Below are 21,899 nucleotides of genomic sequence, written 5' to 3'. Positions count from 1 at the left end.
CTAGTTGAAACAGGTGAAGCTGAATGAAATTAACACGCGAAACGTTAAACCCTGAAATGAAGCACCCTCTTGAACAGATGGTCGGTGTATTTGGAATGCTTGCCATTTTGCGATACGGCTACTTGTTTATTGACACTGATAAAACGAGACTAGAGATCTTGATTTGGCTCGTTGTCGGTTTCGCCGTCATTTATGTGCTCGAAAAATATCTCAAGAAATTGGCACGTCACTTACCCATCGTTCGAAAGCGTTTCTTGATCCCCATTTACGTGATTGTGCTCATGTTATTCTTAATCAGTTTCCGCGTCCCTCGTGAGACGGTTGAGTCCGTGAAAATGTGGTTCGGAATTGGATGAAAAAGAGCAACGTTCCTCGAAACGTTGCTCTTCTTTAGTAATCAATTTTTAAATCATTCGGTTGAATCCGACCGGTTCTTCGCAAGACTGCGTATACCGCGTAGCTCAATAGAGCTGGTCCGATTATGAGGAAACCAATGACGACGAGAAAGGTGTACCAAGTAAAGCCCATTGTTTCGAGCATGACGATTGGACCGACAAGCCCACTTGTTCCCATGCCCGCCCCCGCAGCGACACTTTCCAGTTCAAACAACAGAATCGCGATTGGTGCCAATACAGCACCGGCCATTGTCGGCGGAAGGAGAATCCAAGGGTTTTTCACAATGTTCCCGACTTGAAGCATCGAGGTGCCAATCCCTTGAGCAATCGCCCCACCGACTCCGTTATCACGATAACTCGTGATGGCAAACCCGATCATCTGAGCCGCACAACCGACAGTCGCTGCACCAGCGGCAATCCCATTCAAACCGAGCATCAATGCGATGGCAGCACTTGAAATCGGTGCCGTTAACGCAAGTCCCATCAATGTCGCGACGACCACTCCCATGAACAACGGCTGTTGCTCCGTCCCCCATTCAATCCAACCACCGAGTTGCGTCATGAACAGGCCGACATACTTGCCGATATACGTTGCTGTGAGATAGCCTACGGCAATCGTAGTGAACGGCGTCACTAGAATATCTAGCTTCGTCGATTTAGAGACGAGTTTTGAGACTTCGACCGAAAGAATTGTCGCAACGTAGCTTCCTGCCGGGCCGAACTCATATCCAAATGCCCCGACAACGAGCGCAGAAAACAAAATGAGCGGTGGCGCCTCTAGCGCATAGGCGATGGCAATCCCGATTGCCGGTCCGGTCAAGCTCATGGCAACATCCCCGATTTGAATCAATGTGGCACTCATCCCTGTGAACGTCGTCCCTTCGAGCTGACCTCCGATTGTTTTCATGATCAGACCGATGATTAATGTACTAAACAAACCTAGTGCCATATAACTTAGCGCGGTCACAAAATAAAGCGACGGGCTCAATGAGATTCCTTTTTTCTTGAACATAACATATCCTCCTTACCCTTATACAAGTGTCTTGTCATAAGTAATATACATGTATAAACACCTTTATCAGTATAAGACGTTTTCATGAAATAGCAAGAATATCCACAAAAAAAAACCGTTCACTCATCTTTCGAGTGAACGGAATGTTTGACTTAACGAGATGGACGTAGCGTTTCAAGTGTCGAACGATCAAGTCGCTTGACTAACGCTTTGAGTAACGCTTTTGCTGCATCATAGTCATCTGTATGAAGAATTGAAGCATGTGTATGGATATAACGAGATGCGACGCCAATGACGGCTGTCGGCACCCCTTCTCCGCTCATGTGCACGCGCCCCGCATCGGTACCGCCTGGTGAGACGAAATATTGTGTTTTAATGTTTTCGTCTGAAGCCGTATCGAGTAAGAAATCACGCATTTCAGGAGACATGATCATGACGCGATCTAGAATTCGAATCAAAGCTCCCTCACCGAGCTGACCGAACTCCGTTTTACTCCCTGAGGCATCATTTGCCGGTGAAGCATCGAGTACGAGTGCCACATCTGGCTGAATCAATTCAGATGCCGTCTGCGCTCCACGTAGTCCGACTTCTTCTTGTACGGTAGCACCCGAGAACAAGATGTTCGGGTGATCGGCTTTTGTCGTTTCCTCCAACAATTCAATCGCAAGACCGACGCCATAACGGTTGTCCCAAGCTTTGGCCATAATCTTTTTCGGGTGATGAAGTGGGGTGAATGCGCTCGATGGGACAGCAGGGACCCCTGGACGTACACCCCATGACTCTGCTTCTTCTTTAGAATCTGCTCCGATGTCGATAAACATCTGCTTGATGTCCATCGGCTTACCCATCGCATCTGGTCCTAACAAATGAGGCGGTGTCGAAGCGACGACACCCGGGATTTTACCGTTCGACGTGATGATGTCGAAGCGTTGTGCCATGAGCACTTGGCTCCACCAGCCACCGAGTGGTTGTATGTAAAGCATGCCGTTCTCGGTAATCCGTGTCACCATAAAAGCGACCTCATCCATATGTCCGGCTACCATGACTTTCGGTCCCGACTCATCTCCGACACGTTTCCCAAAAATTGATCCGATGCCATCCGTGACAATCTCATCTGAATGGGGTTCAATTCGTCCACGTACAAATTGACGAACTTCAGACTCGAACCCAGGAGCTCCTGGAAGTTCTGTTAGCGTCTTAAATAAATCTCTCGTCTTCTGATCCATCTTTCATCATCCTTTCCTAACCGTTCTTGTCTCATTATATACAAAAGTTTTGACAGGATGCGAATGCTTTTCATTCCATTCGGGTACAGGTTTTGGTACGATGTACATGATAGCCATAGTTCAAGGGGAGGTAGTCATATGAAAAAAAGGTATTGGTTTATTGGAATCGGGGTTGCCGTCATTGCCGCACTTATGACGAAAAAAGCTTTAGATGAACGTAGCTTATCTGCAGAAAACGCGTTAGAGTACACAAAACGTGCTTTCTCAGCAAAAGGTCATGTCCAAGGGGCATGGATTTCTGCATCACCGGAGATCTACACATACGACGGCCGTGAATACGACGTCTACAAAGGTGGCATCTCGGTTCTTGAGAACGATGAAGAGAAAACATATGAGTTTACAGTCGACTCTGAGACTGGCGCATTACTCGAATATGCATGATACGAAACCGACGAATGATTCGTCGGTTTTTTTGTTTAGTTCCCTTGAAAGAGTGGAAAATTGAAATTGGTAGTTTTCAATTTAAAAAAGGAGTGATCTCGCGTGAAGAAGCTAATCGGTGAAGCAAGTGAACTCGTATCGCAAATGGTTGAAGGGATGGTCCATGCCCATCCTGAAGTGTATGGTCGAGTCGACGGTGTGAATGTCATCTGTCGGGCTGACGGAGCGAAGTCTGGAAAAGTCGGTCTCGTCTCTGGAGGCGGTAGTGGTCACGAGCCAGCACACGCCGGATATGTCGGGGACGGTATGCTCGATGCGGCAGTTTGTGGGGAAGTGTTCACCTCTCCTACTCCGGACATGGTGCTTGAAGGAATCAAAGCAGCTGACGGTGGAAACGGCGTTCTCTTGATTGTGAAAAACTATTCCGGCGACGTGATGAACTTTGAGCTCGCCGCAGAACTGGCCGAAGGAGACGGCATCAAAGTCGACCACGTCGTCGTCGCAGATGACGTCGCCATTTCGAACAAAGAAGATCGCAGAGGGGTTGCCGGAACCGTCTTCGTCCATAAAATCGCGGGAGCTGCCGCTGCTAGCGGGAAGTCACTCGAAGAAGTCAAATCCATCGCCGAGAAAGTAGCGTCTCACGTTCGCTCCATGGGGATGGCAGTCGAACCTTGTTATATGCCGGTGAGCGGTAAACCTGGGTTCGACTTGAACGAGGAAGAGATGGAGATTGGCATCGGGATTCACGGGGAACGAGGTGTTGAACGGAAACCGACGAGTGATGTCGACCAAATCGTCGACGACCTCCTCAGTCACCTGAAAAAAGAAGTCGAGCCAGGAGAAGTTGCCGTCATGGTGAATGGAATGGGTGGAACGCCACTATCTGAGCTGTATGTGACGTATCATTTCGTTGCAGAAAAACTTGAAGCTGCTGGATATACCCTCAAACGAAAGTATGTCGGTAACTACATGACTTCACTCGAGATGCATGGGTTCTCCATCACGTTACTCCCTCTCGATGATGAGATGACGACGTATCTCGACGCTCCTTCAGCAGCACTCGGATTCAAAATTTAATAAATGAGGTGTTTGGTTTATGTTGACGATTGATCGGATGAAGCAGGCGTTACGCGACGCACAAGTTGGCATCGAAGAGCAAAAGGATACGTTGACCGATTTAGACCGGGCCATCGGCGACGGTGACCATGGGATCAACATGTCTCGTGGTTTTGATGCGGTCGCTACAATTTTAGATGAGGATTATGATTCTCTTGGAGCACTTAGTAAAAAGGTCGGGATGACCCTCATGTCGAAAGTCGGCGGTGCGGCCGGACCTTTATACGGTTCAGCTTTCGTGAAGATGGCAAACAAGTTCGGGGATGCGACCGAAGCGGACTTTGGCTTACTCAAGGAGGCACTTCAGGAAGGTTCGAATTCTATCAAAGCACGAGGGAAATCGGAAGTCGGCCAAAAAACGATGGTCGACGTGTGGGACCCGTTCCTCGAGCAAGTCCAACAAGGGGAAGATTATAAACAGAAATTAGACGCACTTGTCCAAAAAACAGAAGATATGGTGGCCACGAAAGGAAGAGCCTCTTATTTCGGAGAAAACTCTCGCGGAACCGTTGATCCGGGTGCCCTTTCTAGCTCAATCCTTTTGGCCGCGATTATGAAGGAGGTCGATTGACATCGTTGAATTGATCATCGTCTCGCACAGCGAAAAAATTGCGGAAGGCATCCAAGATTTGATGAAGGAAATGGCACCGTCCGTGCCCATTCATCTAGCTGGTGGCCTTGAGGATGGCGCTATCGGAACGGACGTGAATCGCATCTTATCAGCGCTCGATCAGGTCGAAGGAGAAGCACTTCTCCTCAGTGATATCGGATCGGCGACAATGAATGCGGAACTCGCCATCGATATGTACGAAGGTGACAAACATGTCGAATTTTTCGATGGTCCAATTGTCGAGAGTGCCTTCATCGCCTCCGTTTCTTCAGGAAATGGGATGTCACTAACTGATATCGTCGGACAGTTAAAACAACAGTAAAAAGTACCCCGTTCTCTTGAACGGGGTACTTTCATGTCTTATCTTGGGTTGTCATTCTTTTCATATACGGCATTCATATATGAACTTGTTGAATAGAAACGTGGTACAACCAAGAACAAAATGAGTGCTGGAATCGCAATCAATAGAAGCAAGACCAATACCGGTAACCAATAGACGATCTGTTGACCAAGCATGTCGATGTTCGCGTCCGCAAACTCTGAGGCTCCTTCTACTTCTACGAGATCCGCTGATGTAAGAATCTTGTTGTCTGTCGCATCAAAGTAATGGTACTCGGTTTTACGTGTGATGAAGATCCCATCACGAATCGTATCGAGCTCTACGACAGCCGCGATGACTTCGTTGCCGTTTGAATGGCGAAGCGTCTCTTCTTTGATGATTTCAGCTGTTCCTTCTTTATAGTCGTAATGCGTTGCTTTCAAATCCTCTTCGAGAGCGTCTAAGAACGCTTCGTTCGCTGAGGTATTCATTGGTGCGATTGTTAGAATGAAGATTACTGCAAGCAGGCTTGCCCATGCTTTTTTCAACATCCCCATGTTCCCCCTTCTCTTATTCCAGTTTAGCGTCATTCCTATTGTACCAAGAAGAAAGAAAAAAGTGTGAAGAAAATACTATTAAAATAAGAAAAAAGCGTGTCAATTTTTCGGACGGAAGACGGCTTCCATTCGGTAAATCGGCTGACCGAGCGCACTAAAGCGCTCTTCATACTCTGTTCGAATATTATCTTCTGGTTCATTGACATGTAAATCTAGTGAAATTTCTGTGAAGAACATCCCGTATTGACTCATACTCTGAAGCGAATATTCAAACAATCCACGGTTGTCCGTCTTGAAATGAATCTCTCCTGCTTTCGGAAGAATCGCTTCATATGTCGCCAAAAACGTCTTATACGTTAGACGTCGTTTCGCATGTCGTGTCTTTGGCCACGGATCGGAGAAGTTTAAGTATACGCGATCGACTTCCCCCGCTTCAAAGTAGTCGACGAGTCGTTTCGCATCGACCGTCAATACTCTCACGTTCGGCATCGGGGTTTCGACTAATTTTTGTACGATGGAAACGGCTACGCTCTCAAACAACTCGATTGCAATGAAGTTCACATCCGGGTGTTGTTTCGCCATCCCTAAAATAAATTGTCCTTTTCCTGAACCGACCTCGATAAAGAGCGGGTGGTCATTCCCGAATTCAGTGCTCCAGTTACCTTTCATCTGTTCAGGATGTTGAATAAATACATGTTCTTGAGCTTCCATATATTCTTTTGCCCAAGGCTTATGTCGTAAACGCATGAAAATCCTACCTTTCGTTCATCAAATGTTCAAGTTTAATGGGAATATGCACGTTACGGACGAGCAGTCCTCTTGCGATTATACACGAAATCATAGTTTAATGAACGTGAATCATCCTTCACAAGGAGGTTAAATACAATGAGTACTTTAGATCAGTTCCTTATTTTTTATGCAGCTCCACTGACGTTTTTTGCTGGTGTCATCGCAACGTTCGTTTGGGCTTACTTTATGAATCCAGATGACATTTAACACATTCAAAAAGGGGTGGCGAACAGCCATCCCTTTTAATTGATTCGTTCGTACGCCTCGTCCATCAGCTCACGTAATACATGAAATCCTTCAGTTCGCGCAGAGTCATTCTCTTCCCCATAGATTGTCAAAATCGTCTGGGCGATTGCATACCAATGCATTCGATTATGGAGCTCACTCGAGACACGTACCCCGTAATGAGAGAACCAGCGCTCCCACTCCACTTCATCCATATAGCTATATACAACCATCGCCAAATCGAACGCGCGGTCTGCAATGATCGCATCATCCCAATCCGTCAAGTAGAGTAGGCCGCTCTCATCCTCAATCCAATTATTATGGTTTAAATCAGAATGACAGACGACGAATTCTTGCTCGTCGACTTTTGGCAAATGGTGTTTTAGCCATTGAATGGCTTCTCCGATGATTGGGTCTGTTTCATCTTGTTCATATGCCTCACACTGACGGAGCAACAAGTGCGGCGTCACCGGTGTGTGGTTCAGCTGTTGCAACATGAATAATAGCTCTTTCGAGTTATGAATCTTTCCGAGTTGCGCCGCGACATCAGGTCGTTTCATATCTTCTGGTGAAAGTTCGCGGCCTTCGATAAATTGTTGGGCGCTTAACACGTCCCCATTAAACATTCGCTTTGTCCAAAGAAGCTTTGGTACGATTCCTTCCGCTGACAAGATCGCCAAAAACGGAGAAGAATTTCGTTTGACAAAAATCTTCTGTTGGCGCGTCGTCGCTACATACGCTTCGCCCGTAATGCCTCCGGCTGAAGCGACTGTCCACTCTTTCCCGAGCGCACCGACTATATCTGAATACATATTCATCACGCTCAAATCTTACTTGAATTAAAGAGATACAATCAACATCTTAACACGCGAGAATCGTCATTGACAACGACTCGACTTGAATGTGTGTTGGGTTTCGTGCGAGCGGAACGAGACTCGCCGTTTCTCCTTGAACGTATACGTTCCATTTCGCATCGCTCTCGAATGAAAGCGAGTCGAACGTACCGTTCACATAGACGCGTACCCGTTGCCACGCATCATAAGAATGACTGGCCGTCAATTCATAGATAATGACGCCAGGAGGCGATGGGAGAAACGTGAAATGGTCAATGACTTCTTGTCTGGAATCATACCGGAAACATGTATGGAGTCGCCGTAACTTCAAGAGCGTCTTCACATACTCGATGTCTTTGATTCGTGTGTCACGAAGATCCCAATCAAAATGATTGATGTGATCGGGTGAATTATAGCTATTTTCGACACCCTGTTTCGTCCGCCCAAACTCTTGACCGGCATGGATGAACGGGATGCCTTGGGATGTGATGACGACCGCATTAGCAAGACGTTGCATGGCAAGACGAGTCGTTTCATCGACTCCTTCACAAGACAACATTAACTTGTCATAGATCGTATAGTTGTCGTGAGCTTCGGCATAATTGATGGAATAAGTCGGACTCGGGAAACGACCGACCGTTACGTTCGGAATGTGGACGGCTCCAGTAAGACATTCTCGAAGTTCCCACTCTCGCCACTCATTCCCGGAGATGAATCCACGTTCCCTGTCATTAAACGTCGACCCCTTCAACGCATCTCGAATCATATCGTTGAAATGTCCGATGCGAGGCATGCGTGCAGCATTTTGTGACGTCGCCTTCAATGACTGTCCAAGCGGTGTCGCCAAGTCCCACCCTTCTCCATAGACGAGAATTGAGGGATCAACCTTATCGAGCGCGGCCCGTACTTGATTCATCGTTTCGACATCATGAATCCCCATTAAATCGAAGCGGAACCCATCCACTTGAAAGGTTGTTGCGAAATACGTCACGAAGTCGACAATCATACGTCGCATCATATAGCGTTCTGACGCCGTGTCATTCCCGACACCGGTTCCGTTCGCTATCGTCCCGTCGTGCTCGTATCGAAAATAATAGTATGGTACGAGCGCTTCAAGTGGGGATTGTTCTCGAATATAAATATGATTCATCACGACGTCTGTAACGACTCGAAGACCAGCTTGATGCAAGTCAGAGACGAGTGTCGCATATTCGAACACACGACTCATCGGCACATCCGGTCTTGAGGCATAACTTCCTTCAAGTCCGAACCAATGAATCGGATCATAGCCCCAGTTGTACGGCATACGCGTTGTCTCATCGACACTTCCAAAATCATGGACAGGAAGCAACTGGACATGAGTCACGCCAAGTTCTTTTAAATAGTCGAGTCCGGCACTATTGCCTTCCTTCGTCCGAACTCCTTTTTCAGATACCCCACCGTATAGTCCTTTCAATTGACTCATCGATGAGGGATGGCTTGTAAAATCCCGGATGTGCAGTTCATAGATGACGGCATCCGTTGCCTTCCATAAAGGCGGGCGCGCGGCTCGTTCGACCTGTTTATTGACAAATCGTGAGACATCTTGTAGTACGCCATACTCACCGTTCAAACTGACGGCTCGCGCATAAGGATCGACGACTTGCCTCGTATCGACCGGTGTTTTCACTTCTAAGCGATAAAACATACCTTGGAACGCTTGTGGTATTTCACCACTCCATTCCCCGCGTGCGCCGCGGTTCATGTGAAATCGCTCAATTTCTCTGTGATTCGTATCATCATGCACTGTAATCCACATGGATAAAGCAACCGGAGACCATACAGTCACTTCCATTCCGTGCGGCGTAAACGATACGCCGAGTGGGCCATCATATGAGAAACGACGTTCGAATTCCTCTGATCGGACGATTTCTCGTGGTACGACAACCGTCGTCTTATGACCCGGATGGCAGACGGTGTACAACGTTTCTAAAGAGATTGGTTCGTTTAAACGAAGGATTTGTTCGATCTTCCCGGATTCCGTCACAAACTGTTGCTCGACGAGATAGTCGACTGGGCGTCCATTCTGTTCGATTTGTACTGGAACGGATTCATATTCGCGCACAATCTCAAGTTGTATGGTCTCAAATGATACGAAAGACGCGCTCTCGATGGTCACATGTGAGGCGGTCTTTTGATCTGGTGTGTGATGCATATGCGTCCCTTCCTCTCAATCACTGATCCATGAATTGACGAAACGGCAACTTGGCAGTCACTTCTAATATGGTAGCAACGTCACGAATCTGCTGTGCTTTTACAATCGGTGCACGACCGTTCACTTGTTTCATCCATTCCGTATATTCATTACGACCGATATATTGGGTCGCTCGAACACTTGGAACGTTATCAAAATATCCATTTGTCGCAATGACGACTTTTTGTAGCACGCCCGCATAATGCGGTAGAACTTGACGAATCAGTTCCTCTGTCCGTGTCAATGCAATCAGCGGGTTCACTACACGGGTATTTTCCCCTTTCAGCGGTTGATGAACCCATGTCTTCTCTTTCGATATGTGATAGATGCTTCGATCGCCTTCAAGCCATTCTACGATATAAAGGTGCGTCGGTCCGACGATGACATGACTCAATTCAACCATCGCACCATTCCATTCGATGACCGGTCGGTACAAGAAAAAGTGTCGTTCGTTCCAATCGGTGCGCATCACACGATAAGCGAAGTCACGAATAAACGCCAGATGCGGTAAATCTGTCTCAAGCACCCCTTCACAAGCGAATTGAAGCTTTTGGATATGCCGGCGCTCTCGTAACAACTTTTGATATTGTGATTCAGAGAGCGGCTTCGGCTCCAATTCGATTCGTTCCGTCTTCGCCCAAAACTTCCACCACGGTCGGTCAATTTCGAGCACTTCGACCGGGTTTAAGCGATTGTTTTCATGAAGGCGCTGTAGACGTGCTGTATCGGATTCCACATATTCCAAATAACGATTATATTGATCTAATAAATCACGTTCATATTTTGAGATTACGTCAAAAATTTTAACCGGGATTGCCATATATCCTCCTCTGGCCGTCTTAGCGGAAATACGTCTACTGCTCGGTAAGCAGGTGTATGAGTCGGCTGTACTTCATATAAAATTAATTCTTCTACTGATTCCGTCGCGTGAAATTCAGGGGGGACGTATGGGACACGCTCCCCTTCGCCCCATTTTTTAGCGAGCGTCACGTGAGGGACAAACGACTTCCGGTCCAATCTTGGAATCACATCAACTAGTTCATGGCGGAGGGTATGCGCCAACCGTTGAAGGGGTTCGGAGTCATCCGGAACAATGGTCAAAACGCGGGGCCGATCTGGTCGCCCAAAATGGTCGATGGCTCGAAACTCCAACGTGAATGGTAATGTTTTCTCACAAATTCTACGCGTGATTTCTTTTACTTCGTCTAATTCATCCCCATCCACGCTTCCTAAAAATTGCACTGTCATATGGAACTCTTCCGGTCGATAGATTCTTCGATACGAATAATAAGGTAAGATGGTTTGCTGTACGTCAACCAATTCAGTCGCTTCAATGGGAATCGCAATAAAGTAATGCGTACTCATCTCATTCATCCTTTCAGGTTGCGACGTGACATTCCGATCCAAATCAACGCTCCTAGTGCCGTGACGATGGTATACATCCAAAACACGCCTAAAATATCGTCAAGTTCAATGATTTTACCACTCAGCATATTAAATCCAGCTGTCGCGAGCCCGGACGTCAATGCCATATATACCCCGATGGCCGTCGAGGAAACTTGCCGATCGACGAGCGTCCGAACGAATTGAAGTGCGACGGGAATCAAAAGTCCGACGACGAGACCTTGTGCAATCGCGAGGAGCCACACGACCCAAATCGGTGGTTCTAACGCAAGTACCCCGTTCCGAACTGCCGAGATGATAGCGGCCCCGACAAGAACGCTGACGTTTCCATAGCGTTCAACCAATTGGGACGCCACTTTCATAAACGGGATTTCAAATAACACTGCCACGAGGAATAGCGTTCCGACCAACGTCGTCGAGCCACCGCTGTTTGTCACGTAAAGGCCGAAATAATAGTTATTCGCGTAAATCGGTCCGAAGACGAGCATCCCACCACATAAGAAGAACACAAAGCGTTTGTTCCAAACAGCCGTCCATGAGAGCGGCGCCAACGTCACATCGCGAATCGAACTTTTCTCAGGAATCATTCGAACAAATACGCTGCCAAGTATTAGTAAAACAGCGCTCAACACGAATGTACTAGCTAGTCCCCACGTGCTATCAGATATTCGTCCCATTGCAAAGACGGCAATGGCAAATCCCGCTGATCCAAAGAGTCGAATTGCACCGTAATCAACTTTCGACCGCGTCGTATAGTCGAGTGTCATCATGTCCACAAGCGGGATGTGAGCACATTGGAAAACGGACCAAATCACCATAAGTATGACAATCCAAATGTAAGAGGTCGCCACTAAAAACGTGAGTGAAATGAGTGCGGCGCTCAGCATCGCCAAAATCAACCAGGCACGGACTCTCCCCGTCCGGTCGGTCAACATCCCCCACAATGGTTGAACACCGATGGATAGAATCGGTAAGATGGCCACCACAATCCCGACTTGGCTAGGTGTCAACCCAAACTTAGTTTGTGAAAAGTATAAGGTCATATAAGGGATCAATGCCCCTTGCGCGAAGAATATCGCGACGTATACAGACTGAAACAATCTTTTTTGCGCATCCAATGATAACTTCCTTCCTAAAGGACAGAGAGCCGACTATACCAGCCAGCTCTCCTTGTTTCTTATTTAGCGAGCTCGTAAATGGCCTCAGCATAGATTGCCGCGGCACGTAATAAATCTTCTATCTCCATATATTCATCGACCTGATGCGCCACATCTTTAGCACCTGGGAACAATGCACCAAATGCGACACCTGCCTCGAGCGAACGTGCATACGTTCCGCCTCCGATGGCCATCAAGTTTGCATGTTCTCCCGTTTGACGCTCGTACACGCCTGCTAGTGTCTTCACGAGTGGGTGATCTTCTGCCACATGATGAGGCGGCATATGTTGACGGGTCTTCAACTCGAACCCAAATGACAAAGCGATTTCACGTAGGTTTTGTAACCGTTCTTCGAATTTGGCCGTATACGGATAGCGAATGTTGACCGTCGCCGTACGCTCTTCTTCATTGTATCGGAAGACACCGCCATTAATCGTCAAGTCGCCCGTCTCATCGCTCGCTTCAATCCCAAGCGAAATCCCACGAGAATCGGCGAATACGTGACGAACGAATTCAACATAGCGCTCGCCTTGAATATCAAGTGGAAGATGTAACAAGAATCCAGCGAGGACGTAGGCCGCGTTGACCCCGTTATCCGGTTCCATCGCGTGCGCCGCTTTTCCTTTCATCGTAAACGTATATGTGCCACGGTCGTATTCACACGTTCCGTCCGCTTCATATTTTTCGAGATAGGCCTCGAACTTCTCCTCGAGTACCTCATCCGTCTTCAATTCGGCTTTCGCGAAGTCCGGCACCATATTCGGACGCTCCCCACTCGTGAATGACACGAGATGGTAGGCAGAACCTGGTACACGTTGAATCGGTAATTGAGTCAACACACCATCATACAACCCTTTTTCAGCATTGATGATCGGGAAATCCGCATCTGGCGCAAATCCATACGTCGGCATTTGTTCTTGTTTGAAATACTCGCGGACACAGCGCCATTCGCTCTCTTCATCGCAACCTGCAATCAAACGGACCCGCTTTGAAAGTGGTAGCCCGAGCTCTTTGACAATTCGTAGCCCGTAGTATGCAGCCATAGATGGCCCTTTATCATCGTTACTTCCGCGTGCCACAATTTTCCCATCAGTCGTGATGGTCGGGTTGAACGCGCCATACGTCCATCCATCCCCTGCTGGGACGACGTCAAGGTGACATAGGATGCCGACGATTTCCTCCCCGTCTCCATATTCCAAATGTCCCGCATAACCTCCGACGTCTTTTGTTTTAAATCCATCTCGCTCACCGATTTCAAACATGTAGTCAAGCGCTTGACGAACCTCCGGACCAAACGGCATGTTCGGCGCAGCTTTCGATTCATCGAGTACGCTAGGGATTTGAAGTAACCCTTTCAAATCTTCTAAAAATGCGTCTTTACGATTGTCGACTTCCTGTCTCCAATTCATGTTCATCTCCCCTTTTGCGAATGTTCTCTCCCTTACTAGTATATCCAAATGTATGAAAGACGAACATTCATTTAGAAAAGTTTTTTTCGTTCGTGTTTCAGCTTCTTTTCAATGTAAAAATATAATCTTCATTCGATATTTACGTTCATAATCAAATCTTTACAAACAGATTGTTCGTGCTTTCCACTTGCATTTTTGCTCAAGAGCGGTATACTAAAGGTGTAATTTTAGAAAATAACAATTTTATATTTCATTTTGTCGTCTGTAGGTATGGTTTATCATTATTCTACACATTGGGAGGTTATCCAATGAAAGGCTCAACAGATCGGATGTTAACGCGCATCAAGTCCATTTATTTGTTCATCAATGAAAGGGAATCCGTTACCACTTCAGAACTAGTAGAAGAGTTCGGCATCACGTCACGTACCGTGCAACGTGATTTGAACGTACTTGAGTACAATAACCTTGTGGAGAGCCCTAGCCGTGGCACGTGGACTTCATCAAAACGTTCACTCAAGACGGCAAATTGAATTGTATATGTATATTCAAGAGACCTGGCGTTCAGGTCTCTTTTTTATGAATGAAGGTTTTGTGGTTTTAGATTGTATCAATTGCTTAAGATGAGGTGATGATGTGAAAGAAGAAATAATGAAGTACATAGAGGACAATTTCCCAAACCTATCTGGAGAAGTCCATCTAAGATTCGAACTTGGCGAACCGTATAAAAACGGAACGGATGAGAGAATAGAGCAAGTTGTAAACAGAGTGACTACATTGTTCGAGGAAGTGTTTCAATCTGATGATTACATCCATATCTTTATCAAGGATTGGAACGAAACAGAGGACATCATGTTCGGGAATACCACTCCCGAATTTTTGTATGGTTTATTCATGAAACAACAGATTGAAGAAGAAACGTTATTTGAATTAAATGAAGATATTGACGAAATAACAGGGGAATTTATAGAAATCAAACATGAATATAAAGCAAAATTTGTATCCTCGCAGATCAAGTCAATCTCTTACGAGAAAATCCTTAGAGGTATAGGAAATTACGAGCAAGGAAGAGAACCTTCAATTGGACAAGCTGTTTACTTTATTAGCACCGAAAAGAACATCGTGTTTCATATGTACGATGATCGAGGTTGTATCATAAGTTCAAATGAAGTTGAATCACTTGTTCCTTTGTATCACAGATATAACGACTGGTTGGTTGACTCTTGGCGTGATGATTTTGATGCCATTTTCAAAAAGATATAATCGAAAAACAGAGCTTTTTATACAAAAAGAGAATCCGTCCCATCAGACAGATTCTCTCATCTTCTTATGATTGAAGAAACAGTTGAACTTCTTCTTCCGTCAACTCACGATATGCCCCGAGCTCAAGCGTCTCATCGAGTTCTAACTTTCCGATTTGAACACGCTCCAATCGTTCGACATGTTTGCCGACCGCCGCGACCATTCTTTTCACTTGGTGATATTTCCCCTCAGACAACGTGAGGCGAATGACCGACCGACGTCCGCTCTTGCTCAGTATTTCAAGACGGGCCGGCTTCGTCGTATATCCGTCCTCTAACTCGACCCCATTCGCGAACGTCTTGATATCCTCTACTGTCATCTCCCCGTCGACCTCGGCGATATATACTTTGTCGACGTGCTTGCGAGGTGACATGAGCGCATGATTGAACGCGCCATCGTTCGTGATGAGGAGCAGTCCCGTCGTATCCTTATCGAGACGACCGACCGGGAAGAGGTCATAATGGGCATACTCTGGATCAATCAACTCGATGACTGTCGTCTCGACTTGATCTTCAGTCGCACTGATGACCCCTTCCGGCTTGTTCATCATGAAATAGATGTAGGGACGATACTCAACCACTTCCCCGAACACCGTGACTTTCTCTGATGCTGGGTCGACGTGCCGTTTCGCATCTTTTACAGGTGTCTCATCGACTCGCACTGCCCCTTGTTTCAATAAGATTTTTACATCTTTTCGTGAACCATATCCCATGTTCGATAGCAATTTATCAATTCGCATTATCCGTTCCTCCGATATTCAAAGCGTTTCCCTAGTAATTTCCCTGCGAGATGGCTCCGCCACCCGAGGTATCCATATACGAGAACGCCGATTGTCACTCCCACGATTGTCGCAAAGATGTCGTTCCCCCAACTCGCTTCATCATTCATTGTGACGAGAAGAGAGAGGAAGACGGCTGCGAACATCGCCCCACCCATCAAGAACATCAAGATGGTACGACGAAGCAGTTGCTTATATGGGAAGTGGAGCGTTCGTTGAATCATCCACACCATGAGAATAATGGCCACGATGTATCCAGCGATGGTCGCGTACCCGGCTCCGATTCCGCCGAGCCAATAGACGAGCGGTACGTTCAATGCAAGTTTCGTCAACAGTCCCATCGATGTGGCAAAGATGGTGAAGTACTGACGGTTGATCCCTTGGAGGATCGCAGCCGCGACCGAGTAATAGGCCAAGAAGAATGCACTTGGTGCGTAGTGGAACAAGTATACCCATCCTTCACGGTCACCCGGGAACAAGGTGCCAAACAATGGCTCCGCAAGTGCCACGAGACCAATGACCGCAGGAATCGTCACGAAGAACGAGACTTGGAAAATATGGTTTACTTGATTTCGAACTTTTTGCATGTCCCCTGTCGTGAACGAACGAGTCACAAGCGGAATCGTCGCCATCGACACACTCGCTGCCACAGAGACTGGAATCAACACAATTTTATGGGCGTTTCCGGTCAAAAAGCCATACGCTGACGTCGCTTCAGAAACGCTCGCACCCGAGCTGAGTAACGTATTGACCATCGTCAATTGGTCAATCAATTGATAGAGAGGGGTCGATACCCCGACCATCACGATTGGAATTGAATAGCTAAGCAATTCAAGCAATAACGATTTCATCGAGCGAACCGGTGTGCCCGCTGGATTCTCTGTCTGACGATGAATGTCCTTCCGACGCTTCCAATACATGATGAGCACGGCGAAACTACCGATTGCCCCGATGAACGCACTGAACGTCGCAATCGTGACCGCGATGACTTTCAATCCGTTCAATTCAGTCGTTTCAACGGATTGCGTCCCTCCGAGGGCATTGGCAATCGGTTGAATGAAGTTTGAATCCGCAAAGACGAACAAGACGAGCATCGTTCCACTGAGAAGGAACAGGATGCGTACAATCTGTTCGACGACTTGTGAGATTGCCGTCGGAGCCATATCTTGATGTCCCTGGAAATAACCGCGTACCATACTCATCGCCGGGATGAGCAGTAACGCAAAACTGACGCTTCGTGTCACGAGGGTGAGCGAGTCAATGTATTGCTGATTGTTCTCCGAGTTTCGGACCATCAGTTCGGATAGCCATGGTGCCGCAAAAAAGAGTAATAAAAAAGCGACGACACCGGTCGCAAGCATCAGCTTCATCCCTTGTCGGAACAGTCGTTGACTCGTCCCGTATTCTCCTAGTGCATTATATTTTGCGATAAATTTCGAAACGGCGACGGGGATCCCTGCCGTCGAAATGGAGATCATGATCGCATAATACGTATATGCCGCTTGATATAATGTCACTCCGGCAATCCCGACCATCGCTTGGAACGGGAACGTGTACAATAGTCCTAACATTCGGGAAATCAAGTTTCCCGCTGATAAAAGAAGCGTTCCTTTGACGAAGGAGGCTCTTCCAGAATCTTGTTTGGCGCTTGATGACATGAGGTACCTCCATCTATAAATCAACGATTTCAATGAATTCGGTTTTACAAAACAACCGCTTCTCATTATACTCTTACTGTTACGGATAATAAAGTTACGATAATTTTACTAATCATATAGATGAAGAAATGAGGAGATACCCTATGAAAGATGTCATCGTCATCGGTGGAGGACCGAGCGGGCTCATGGCAACGTATGCAGCGGCAAAAAGTGGCGCTTCGACCTTGCTGATTGATAAAGGTTCAAAACTTGGTCGGAAATTGGCCATTTCAGGTGGAGGACGTTGTAACGTCACGAACCGAAAGCCAATCGATGAGTTGATTCAGTTCATCCCAGGCAATGGTCGTTTCTTATACAGCGCCCTTGCTCAGTTCGACAATCAATCGATTATCGACCTCTTCACTGGATTCGGGATTCCGCTGAAAGAAGAGGATAATGGGCGCATGTTCCCTGTGACGGATAAGGCACAGGATGTGGTCAACACGTTGCTTCGGGCGATTGAAGACCTCGGCGTCGAGATTCGAAAAAAGGCTGAAGTCAAAACGCTACATTTTAATGAAGAAAACGAGTTTCATGCGGTCGAGTTGATGGACGGTGAGATGCTCGAGGCAAAAGCTTGCGTCGTCGCGGTCGGCGGTCAGTCTGTCCCGCACACCGGTTCGACCGGGGACGGCTATCCATGGGCAGAGAAGGCCGGACATACCATCACGGAACTCTTCCCGACAGAGGTGCCCATCAAATTGAACGATTCGTTCATCGGAACGAAACAACTTCAAGGATTATCGTTACGGGACGTCGCATTGACGGTACACGGCAAAAAAGGAAAGGCCATCAAGACGCACCAAGGCGACATGATCTTTACCCATTTCGGGATCTCTGGTCCAATCGCACTCCGTTGCAGTCAATATACGATCAAAGAACGGAAGCGCAGCAAAGAACAGGTCGTCCTCTTGTCACTCGACTTCTTCCCGGACACGTCACGAGATGCGCTCGTTCAGGAACTGTGGAACCAAGTACAGAGCCAACCGAAGCGTGCCGTTAAAAACGTATGGAAAGGCTACATCCCTGAGCGACTTCTTGACTTATTGCTCGAAGAACTCGCATTTGGAGAAGAAGATGCGAGTCAGTTGAAAAAGCAATCCGTCATTGATTTCGCAACACGTTTGAAAATGTTCGAGATGCACGCCGTCGGGACACTCGACTTTGATAAAGCGTTCGTCACAGGTGGCGGCGTTTCGGTTAAAGAAGTTGCACCACAGACGATGATGTCAAAGAAGGCACCAGGTCTCTTCTTTGCAGGTGAAGTACTCGACATTCATGGATACACAGGTGGCTACAACATCACGGCCGCCTTCACAACGGGACATTGCGCCGGATCGCATGCAGCCGAACTGGCGACAGGGCGGTAAAAGGTTCGGTCAAACGCATCGTCTGCGTTCTATCATGATCACTAAACAATTAAAAGGTTTGATCCTGTCTCATTCAGGGTCAAGCCTTTTAACATTCTTTTCAACTTAATTTTCCAATTCCATCACATCTCGATACTTGTATTTTTCTAAAATCTCATGATCTTCTTTGAAGGTCCATTCGGGAATCGACAGTTCTGGGTGCGCCGTCAAATAGTCATGGAGCACATCCCTCCCTAGAATATAGTTACTCCAACGTGGCATATCTTTTTGATAATTACCGACTACAAAATCGGTGAAGGACGTTTCATAATCATTCACTCGACTCGCAATATGTTTCATGGTCGCTTCATCAACGTCTACATACCACGGTGGCGTTACCCCTTTGACAATGCGGTCGGCAAACGCATCCGCTTTCCCTTCAATAATCACTGACTCGAGAATCGAACTCAGGTTATATTCGTTTTGATCACGAAGAATCAGATGATGGTATTCATGAGCCATCGAATGGGCTAACACACCTTTGTCAAAATCTGTATCAAGAAACAAGATGAAGGTGTCTTTATACGCTTGGGCGCCTACCCCTTCAATCGGTCCACTATCGTAGAAGAATTCAGGATTATACGGTGCGATAAACACCATGCCCTTCTTTTTAGGGAGAATTTGATTTGAATCTGCATATGTCGATGCAATAATCTCTTTAATCTCGTCATGCTGCTCGATTAATTTGTCTAACTGCTTCAGCAATTGTTGCTTATGAGGAGTCGGCTTTAGTGAAAAGCTCGTTTTTAATATAGATGTATCGATCTTTTCTTCCTCTCCGACTTCCCCTATGTAATCCAATACATATTTTTTGAAGTTTTGTTTATTTTCCTCCGCATCGGTTGTTTCAAGGGATGCGTTCAAATATTGTTGGTATTGGGTATAGAGTGGGATGATTGTCAATTTATTCTCTTCATTGATTTCTATCGTTTCGATTGAAACGTCAGGCTCTGATTTTTTAGATTCTAACTCTTTTTCATCCTCACTACATGCTGTTAATAGAAGTGCTGAACTACAACATAGAATACCGAATAGCTTTTTCAGTTAAATGACCTCCATATCAATGATCAATATACCTCATTCGCTTACTTATGTTAAATTATACCATTAATTACTCCCATAACCTTTCCAATCCCATCTAATATCAGCATGTCATCACTACCATCACAACAAAAAACGGCTTGAACCCATTCTAGTGAGGGCTCAAGCCGTTTGTGATTATTCTTTCCCTGCGATTTGACGACGCACTTCTTTTTCGAGCTCCGGCTCCGGTGGCATCCATCCTTCAGGTTTCATGACTTTATTGTCCGACTCGCGTAAGATCGGCTTCCCGTCCGGTCCAAGTTTCGCCATATTGGCGCGCTGGACGATTTCAAACAACGGAACGGGATCAAGTCCGAGTTCAACAAAACTGCCCATCACAAAGTATAACGCATCCGTCAATGCATCCCCTTGTCCGACGAGGCGTTCCACATCATCCGACGGAGGAGCGTCTTGCAACGATTTTTGGACGGCTTTCTGGAATCCTACTTGGAATTGCTCGATGGCTTGTAAAAACTCTTCTTCCGATTGCGATGATTGATGCAAAAACTCGACGACCGCTTCCTCTGCCGTCCACACCGAACGCTTCGTCGCGCGATCAAGCGTCAACGGTTGCGGCGATTTTGCTCCTGGATGTCCAAAAGTTTCATGAAATTGTTTCACTTCTTCAAAAAAATAACGCTTGCTCATTTGTCATTCCCCCATGATCAGTCCACGGACACGAACGCATCCAAATCGAATACTTCCGGGTGGACGATTGCAAAGATTTCATTGTCTTGTAAAAACATACCGGTCGAATCATACACACGAGGCGTCACCATCTGACCGTTGATGGTCCCTTCTTCTGGGTTGACCGTATAGAGAACGAGCTCCTCAGAGTCGAGCACGTAGATGCGTCCTTGCCTCTCGACTAGCCCAACTCCTTCGAACCGTTCGAATTTTTGCTGGATGGAAGCACTCATCCCGTCAGCAGATAACGCTTGTCGTGAATCAAGCATCCATTCGGTCTCGGGCTCTTGTTTCTCTTCTTCCGCGTCTTGTTCGTTCGACTCATTGTCAGGCGCGTCTTCAGTTGCAGCCGTTTCGCTTGAGGCATTGTCATTCGTCGAGACGTTTTCTGTCGTTGAATCTTCCGATGATTCTTCTGTTTCTTGAGTATTCGTGTCAGCGTCAGTCGACGTTTCTGATGATTTGTCATCGGCCGGAGTCTCCGGTTCGATCTCCCGTTCTTCGACATAAAGGAGCTCAAGGTCCGGGGTATCCGCCAATCGGTTCATCATGAACAGCCGTTTCGTTTCCCGGTCATACCCAAGACCAAAGATTCGGTCTTCCGACACGAGTCCTTTGATTTGTTTACGTGGCCGCTCGACCCAGCGTCCTTCTTCTCGCTCGATTGTAATGAGCGTACCGTTCGCTGTCACCGCATACACAAGATTTTCTTCGACCATGCGCATCCCGATAAAGTCATCGAGGCGCTGTTTGCCTGAATTCTCAAGTTGGAGCACAGAGTTGACGCGCGTCCCGTTTCCGCTCACTTCAAAAAATTCAGCTTGTTCGGTTAAGACCAAATACGCCCCGATTGTGTCACTGTAATACACTTCATCGATTTGACTGATTTGTTCGAGGGCATCGGTCGTATCGATATCTTCATCATCCTGCGCAGCTTCCACGGGTGGAAGTGAGGCCGTTTGATGACTCGTTTGAATATCAATTTTTTCAAATGTCGAGGCGACCTGTCGTTGAATCTCTTCATCTGAAAAGACAAAAACATAACAAAGGATCACACCGACCACGACAGCACATAATGTCGTGTATAGCACATAAGAACGTTTCATGGACATGTCGTCCCCTTCTACTTCAGTATCGCCCTTTAGTGTATCAAAACCGTCAATAAAAGAAAATGACCTCACCAAAAAGAAAAGAATGTGCGACAATGTCACACATTC

The 21,899-nt window shown here is 46.8% G+C and carries 24 protein-coding genes; 9 read left to right on the top strand and 15 right to left on the bottom strand.

What is annotated here, in order from left to right; genetic code table 11:
• The first annotated feature begins 23 nt into the window (after positions 1 to 23).
• Entirely contained in the window at positions 24 to 356 is a 333-nt protein-coding gene (locus KNO79_RS04285; RefSeq protein WP_012726760.1) for a hypothetical protein, read from the top strand.
• A gap of 34 nt (positions 357 to 390) precedes the next feature.
• Here KNO79_RS04285 and KNO79_RS04280 read toward each other — a convergent pair whose 3' ends face one another.
• Positions 391 to 1,407, bottom strand: a complete 1,017-nt coding sequence (locus KNO79_RS04280; protein ID WP_214690718.1) for a PTS sugar transporter subunit IIC — start codon at positions 1,405 to 1,407, stop codon at positions 391 to 393.
• 152 nt (positions 1,408 to 1,559) lie between these two features.
• Positions 1,560 to 2,633, bottom strand: coding sequence for a M42 family metallopeptidase (locus KNO79_RS04275; protein WP_214690717.1), 1,074 nt, complete (start codon positions 2,631 to 2,633; stop codon positions 1,560 to 1,562).
• 138 nt (positions 2,634 to 2,771) lie between these two features.
• On the opposite strand from KNO79_RS04275, the gene KNO79_RS04270 reads away from it, so the two are divergent.
• From KNO79_RS04270 to dhaM, 4 genes are all read left to right on the top strand, one after another.
• Positions 2,772 to 3,074, top strand: a complete 303-nt coding sequence (locus KNO79_RS04270; protein WP_012726763.1) for a PepSY domain-containing protein — start codon at positions 2,772 to 2,774, stop codon at positions 3,072 to 3,074.
• Between the two features lie 102 nt (positions 3,075 to 3,176).
• Positions 3,177 to 4,154 carry a dihydroxyacetone kinase subunit DhaK gene (gene dhaK, locus KNO79_RS04265; protein ID WP_074036462.1) on the top strand — a complete coding sequence of 326 codons (978 nt, stop codon included), beginning with the start codon at positions 3,177 to 3,179 and terminating at the stop codon, positions 4,152 to 4,154.
• Between the two features lie 19 nt (positions 4,155 to 4,173).
• Positions 4,174 to 4,764: a dihydroxyacetone kinase subunit DhaL gene (gene dhaL, locus KNO79_RS04260; RefSeq protein WP_214690716.1), complete on the top strand. Its 591-nt coding sequence runs from the start codon at positions 4,174 to 4,176 to the stop codon at positions 4,762 to 4,764.
• A gap of 10 nt (positions 4,765 to 4,774) precedes the next feature.
• Complete coding sequence (dhaM, locus tag KNO79_RS04255) at positions 4,775 to 5,125, top strand: dihydroxyacetone kinase phosphoryl donor subunit DhaM (RefSeq protein WP_256443656.1); 351 nt, start codon at positions 4,775 to 4,777, stop codon at positions 5,123 to 5,125.
• 38 nt (positions 5,126 to 5,163) lie between these two features.
• Here the strand turns inward: dhaM and KNO79_RS04250 are convergent, their stop codons facing one another.
• Together KNO79_RS04250 and trmB are read right to left on the bottom strand one after the other, a co-directional pair.
• Complete coding sequence (locus KNO79_RS04250; protein WP_230872823.1) at positions 5,164 to 5,673, bottom strand: hypothetical protein; 510 nt, start codon at positions 5,671 to 5,673, stop codon at positions 5,164 to 5,166.
• A 105-nt stretch (positions 5,674 to 5,778) separates the two neighbouring features.
• Positions 5,779 to 6,426, bottom strand: a complete 648-nt coding sequence (trmB, locus tag KNO79_RS04245; RefSeq protein ID WP_196430929.1) for a tRNA (guanosine(46)-N7)-methyltransferase TrmB — start codon at positions 6,424 to 6,426, stop codon at positions 5,779 to 5,781.
• Positions 6,427 to 6,564: 138 nt separating this feature from the next.
• Between trmB and KNO79_RS15760 the strand changes: the two genes are divergently transcribed.
• Positions 6,565 to 6,675, top strand: coding sequence for a hypothetical protein (locus KNO79_RS15760; RefSeq protein ID WP_012726769.1), 111 nt, complete (start codon positions 6,565 to 6,567; stop codon positions 6,673 to 6,675).
• Between the two features lie 35 nt (positions 6,676 to 6,710).
• On the opposite strand, the gene KNO79_RS04240 is transcribed toward KNO79_RS15760, so the two are convergent.
• The 6 genes from KNO79_RS04240 to pepV are packed head-to-tail and all read right to left on the bottom strand — an operon-like array spanning position 6,711 to position 13,729.
• A complete protein-coding gene (locus KNO79_RS04240; RefSeq protein WP_196431853.1) occupies positions 6,711 to 7,505 on the bottom strand; it encodes a phosphotransferase family protein in 795 nt (264 codons plus the stop codon).
• A gap of 49 nt (positions 7,506 to 7,554) precedes the next feature.
• A complete protein-coding gene (pulA, locus tag KNO79_RS04235) occupies positions 7,555 to 9,720 on the bottom strand; it encodes a type I pullulanase (RefSeq protein WP_214690715.1) in 2,166 nt (721 codons plus the stop codon).
• Between the two features lie 19 nt (positions 9,721 to 9,739).
• Entirely contained in the window at positions 9,740 to 10,579 is an 840-nt protein-coding gene (locus KNO79_RS04230) for an NERD domain-containing protein (RefSeq protein WP_214690714.1), read from the bottom strand.
• Positions 10,549 to 11,124, bottom strand: a complete 576-nt coding sequence (gene thpR / locus KNO79_RS04225; protein ID WP_159562557.1) for an RNA 2',3'-cyclic phosphodiesterase — start codon at positions 11,122 to 11,124, stop codon at positions 10,549 to 10,551. The genes KNO79_RS04230 and thpR overlap by 31 nt, the downstream gene beginning before the upstream one ends.
• Positions 11,125 to 11,129: 5 nt before the next feature.
• Entirely contained in the window at positions 11,130 to 12,281 is a 1,152-nt protein-coding gene (locus tag KNO79_RS04220; protein WP_214690713.1) for an MFS transporter, read from the bottom strand.
• 59 nt (positions 12,282 to 12,340) lie between these two features.
• Positions 12,341 to 13,729 (bottom strand): dipeptidase PepV, encoded by a 1,389-nt coding sequence (pepV, locus tag KNO79_RS04215; protein WP_205728293.1) that lies wholly within the window; start codon positions 13,727 to 13,729, stop codon positions 12,341 to 12,343.
• A gap of 308 nt (positions 13,730 to 14,037) precedes the next feature.
• Between pepV and KNO79_RS04210 the strand changes: the two genes are divergently transcribed.
• Positions 14,038 to 14,259, top strand: coding sequence for a DeoR family transcriptional regulator (locus KNO79_RS04210; protein WP_012726776.1), 222 nt, complete (start codon positions 14,038 to 14,040; stop codon positions 14,257 to 14,259).
• A 103-nt stretch (positions 14,260 to 14,362) separates the two neighbouring features.
• Positions 14,363 to 14,989 (top strand): DUF3885 domain-containing protein, encoded by a 627-nt coding sequence (locus KNO79_RS04205; protein ID WP_214690712.1) that lies wholly within the window; start codon positions 14,363 to 14,365, stop codon positions 14,987 to 14,989.
• A gap of 64 nt (positions 14,990 to 15,053) precedes the next feature.
• Here the strand turns inward: KNO79_RS04205 and KNO79_RS04200 are convergent, their stop codons facing one another.
• Together KNO79_RS04200 and KNO79_RS04195 are read right to left on the bottom strand one after the other, a co-directional pair.
• Positions 15,054 to 15,767 (bottom strand): pseudouridine synthase, encoded by a 714-nt coding sequence (locus KNO79_RS04200; RefSeq protein ID WP_078147222.1) that lies wholly within the window; start codon positions 15,765 to 15,767, stop codon positions 15,054 to 15,056.
• Entirely contained in the window at positions 15,767 to 17,464 is a 1,698-nt protein-coding gene (locus tag KNO79_RS04195; protein WP_196430934.1) for a putative polysaccharide biosynthesis protein, read from the bottom strand. Before KNO79_RS04195 ends, KNO79_RS04200 begins: the two co-directional genes overlap by 1 nt.
• A gap of 143 nt (positions 17,465 to 17,607) precedes the next feature.
• Between KNO79_RS04195 and KNO79_RS04190 the strand changes: the two genes are divergently transcribed.
• Positions 17,608 to 18,873 (top strand): BaiN/RdsA family NAD(P)/FAD-dependent oxidoreductase, encoded by a 1,266-nt coding sequence (locus tag KNO79_RS04190; protein WP_214690711.1) that lies wholly within the window; start codon positions 17,608 to 17,610, stop codon positions 18,871 to 18,873.
• A 105-nt stretch (positions 18,874 to 18,978) separates the two neighbouring features.
• On the opposite strand, the gene KNO79_RS04185 is transcribed toward KNO79_RS04190, so the two are convergent.
• From KNO79_RS04185 to KNO79_RS04175, 3 genes are all read right to left on the bottom strand, one after another.
• Entirely contained in the window at positions 18,979 to 19,815 is an 837-nt protein-coding gene (locus tag KNO79_RS04185; protein WP_251125250.1) for a DUF2268 domain-containing putative Zn-dependent protease, read from the bottom strand.
• Between the two features lie 315 nt (positions 19,816 to 20,130).
• The gene (locus KNO79_RS04180; RefSeq protein ID WP_147536597.1) at positions 20,131 to 20,643 is read right to left on the bottom strand and encodes a pyrophosphohydrolase domain-containing protein; all 513 of its coding nucleotides are present in this window, start codon (positions 20,641 to 20,643) and stop codon (positions 20,131 to 20,133) included.
• Between the two features lie 17 nt (positions 20,644 to 20,660).
• Positions 20,661 to 21,788 (bottom strand): hypothetical protein, encoded by a 1,128-nt coding sequence (locus KNO79_RS04175; RefSeq protein ID WP_251125251.1) that lies wholly within the window; start codon positions 21,786 to 21,788, stop codon positions 20,661 to 20,663.
• Positions 21,789 to 21,899 lie beyond the last annotated feature (111 nt).

Origin of the sequence: Exiguobacterium sp. s43, assembly GCF_018617255.1 — a bacterium.
GTDB classification, from domain to species: Bacteria; Bacillota; Bacilli; order Exiguobacteriales; family Exiguobacteriaceae; genus Exiguobacterium; species Exiguobacterium profundum.
The sequence above is the reverse complement of the archived record's forward strand: the minus strand, read 5'-3'. Positions and strand labels throughout refer to the sequence as shown.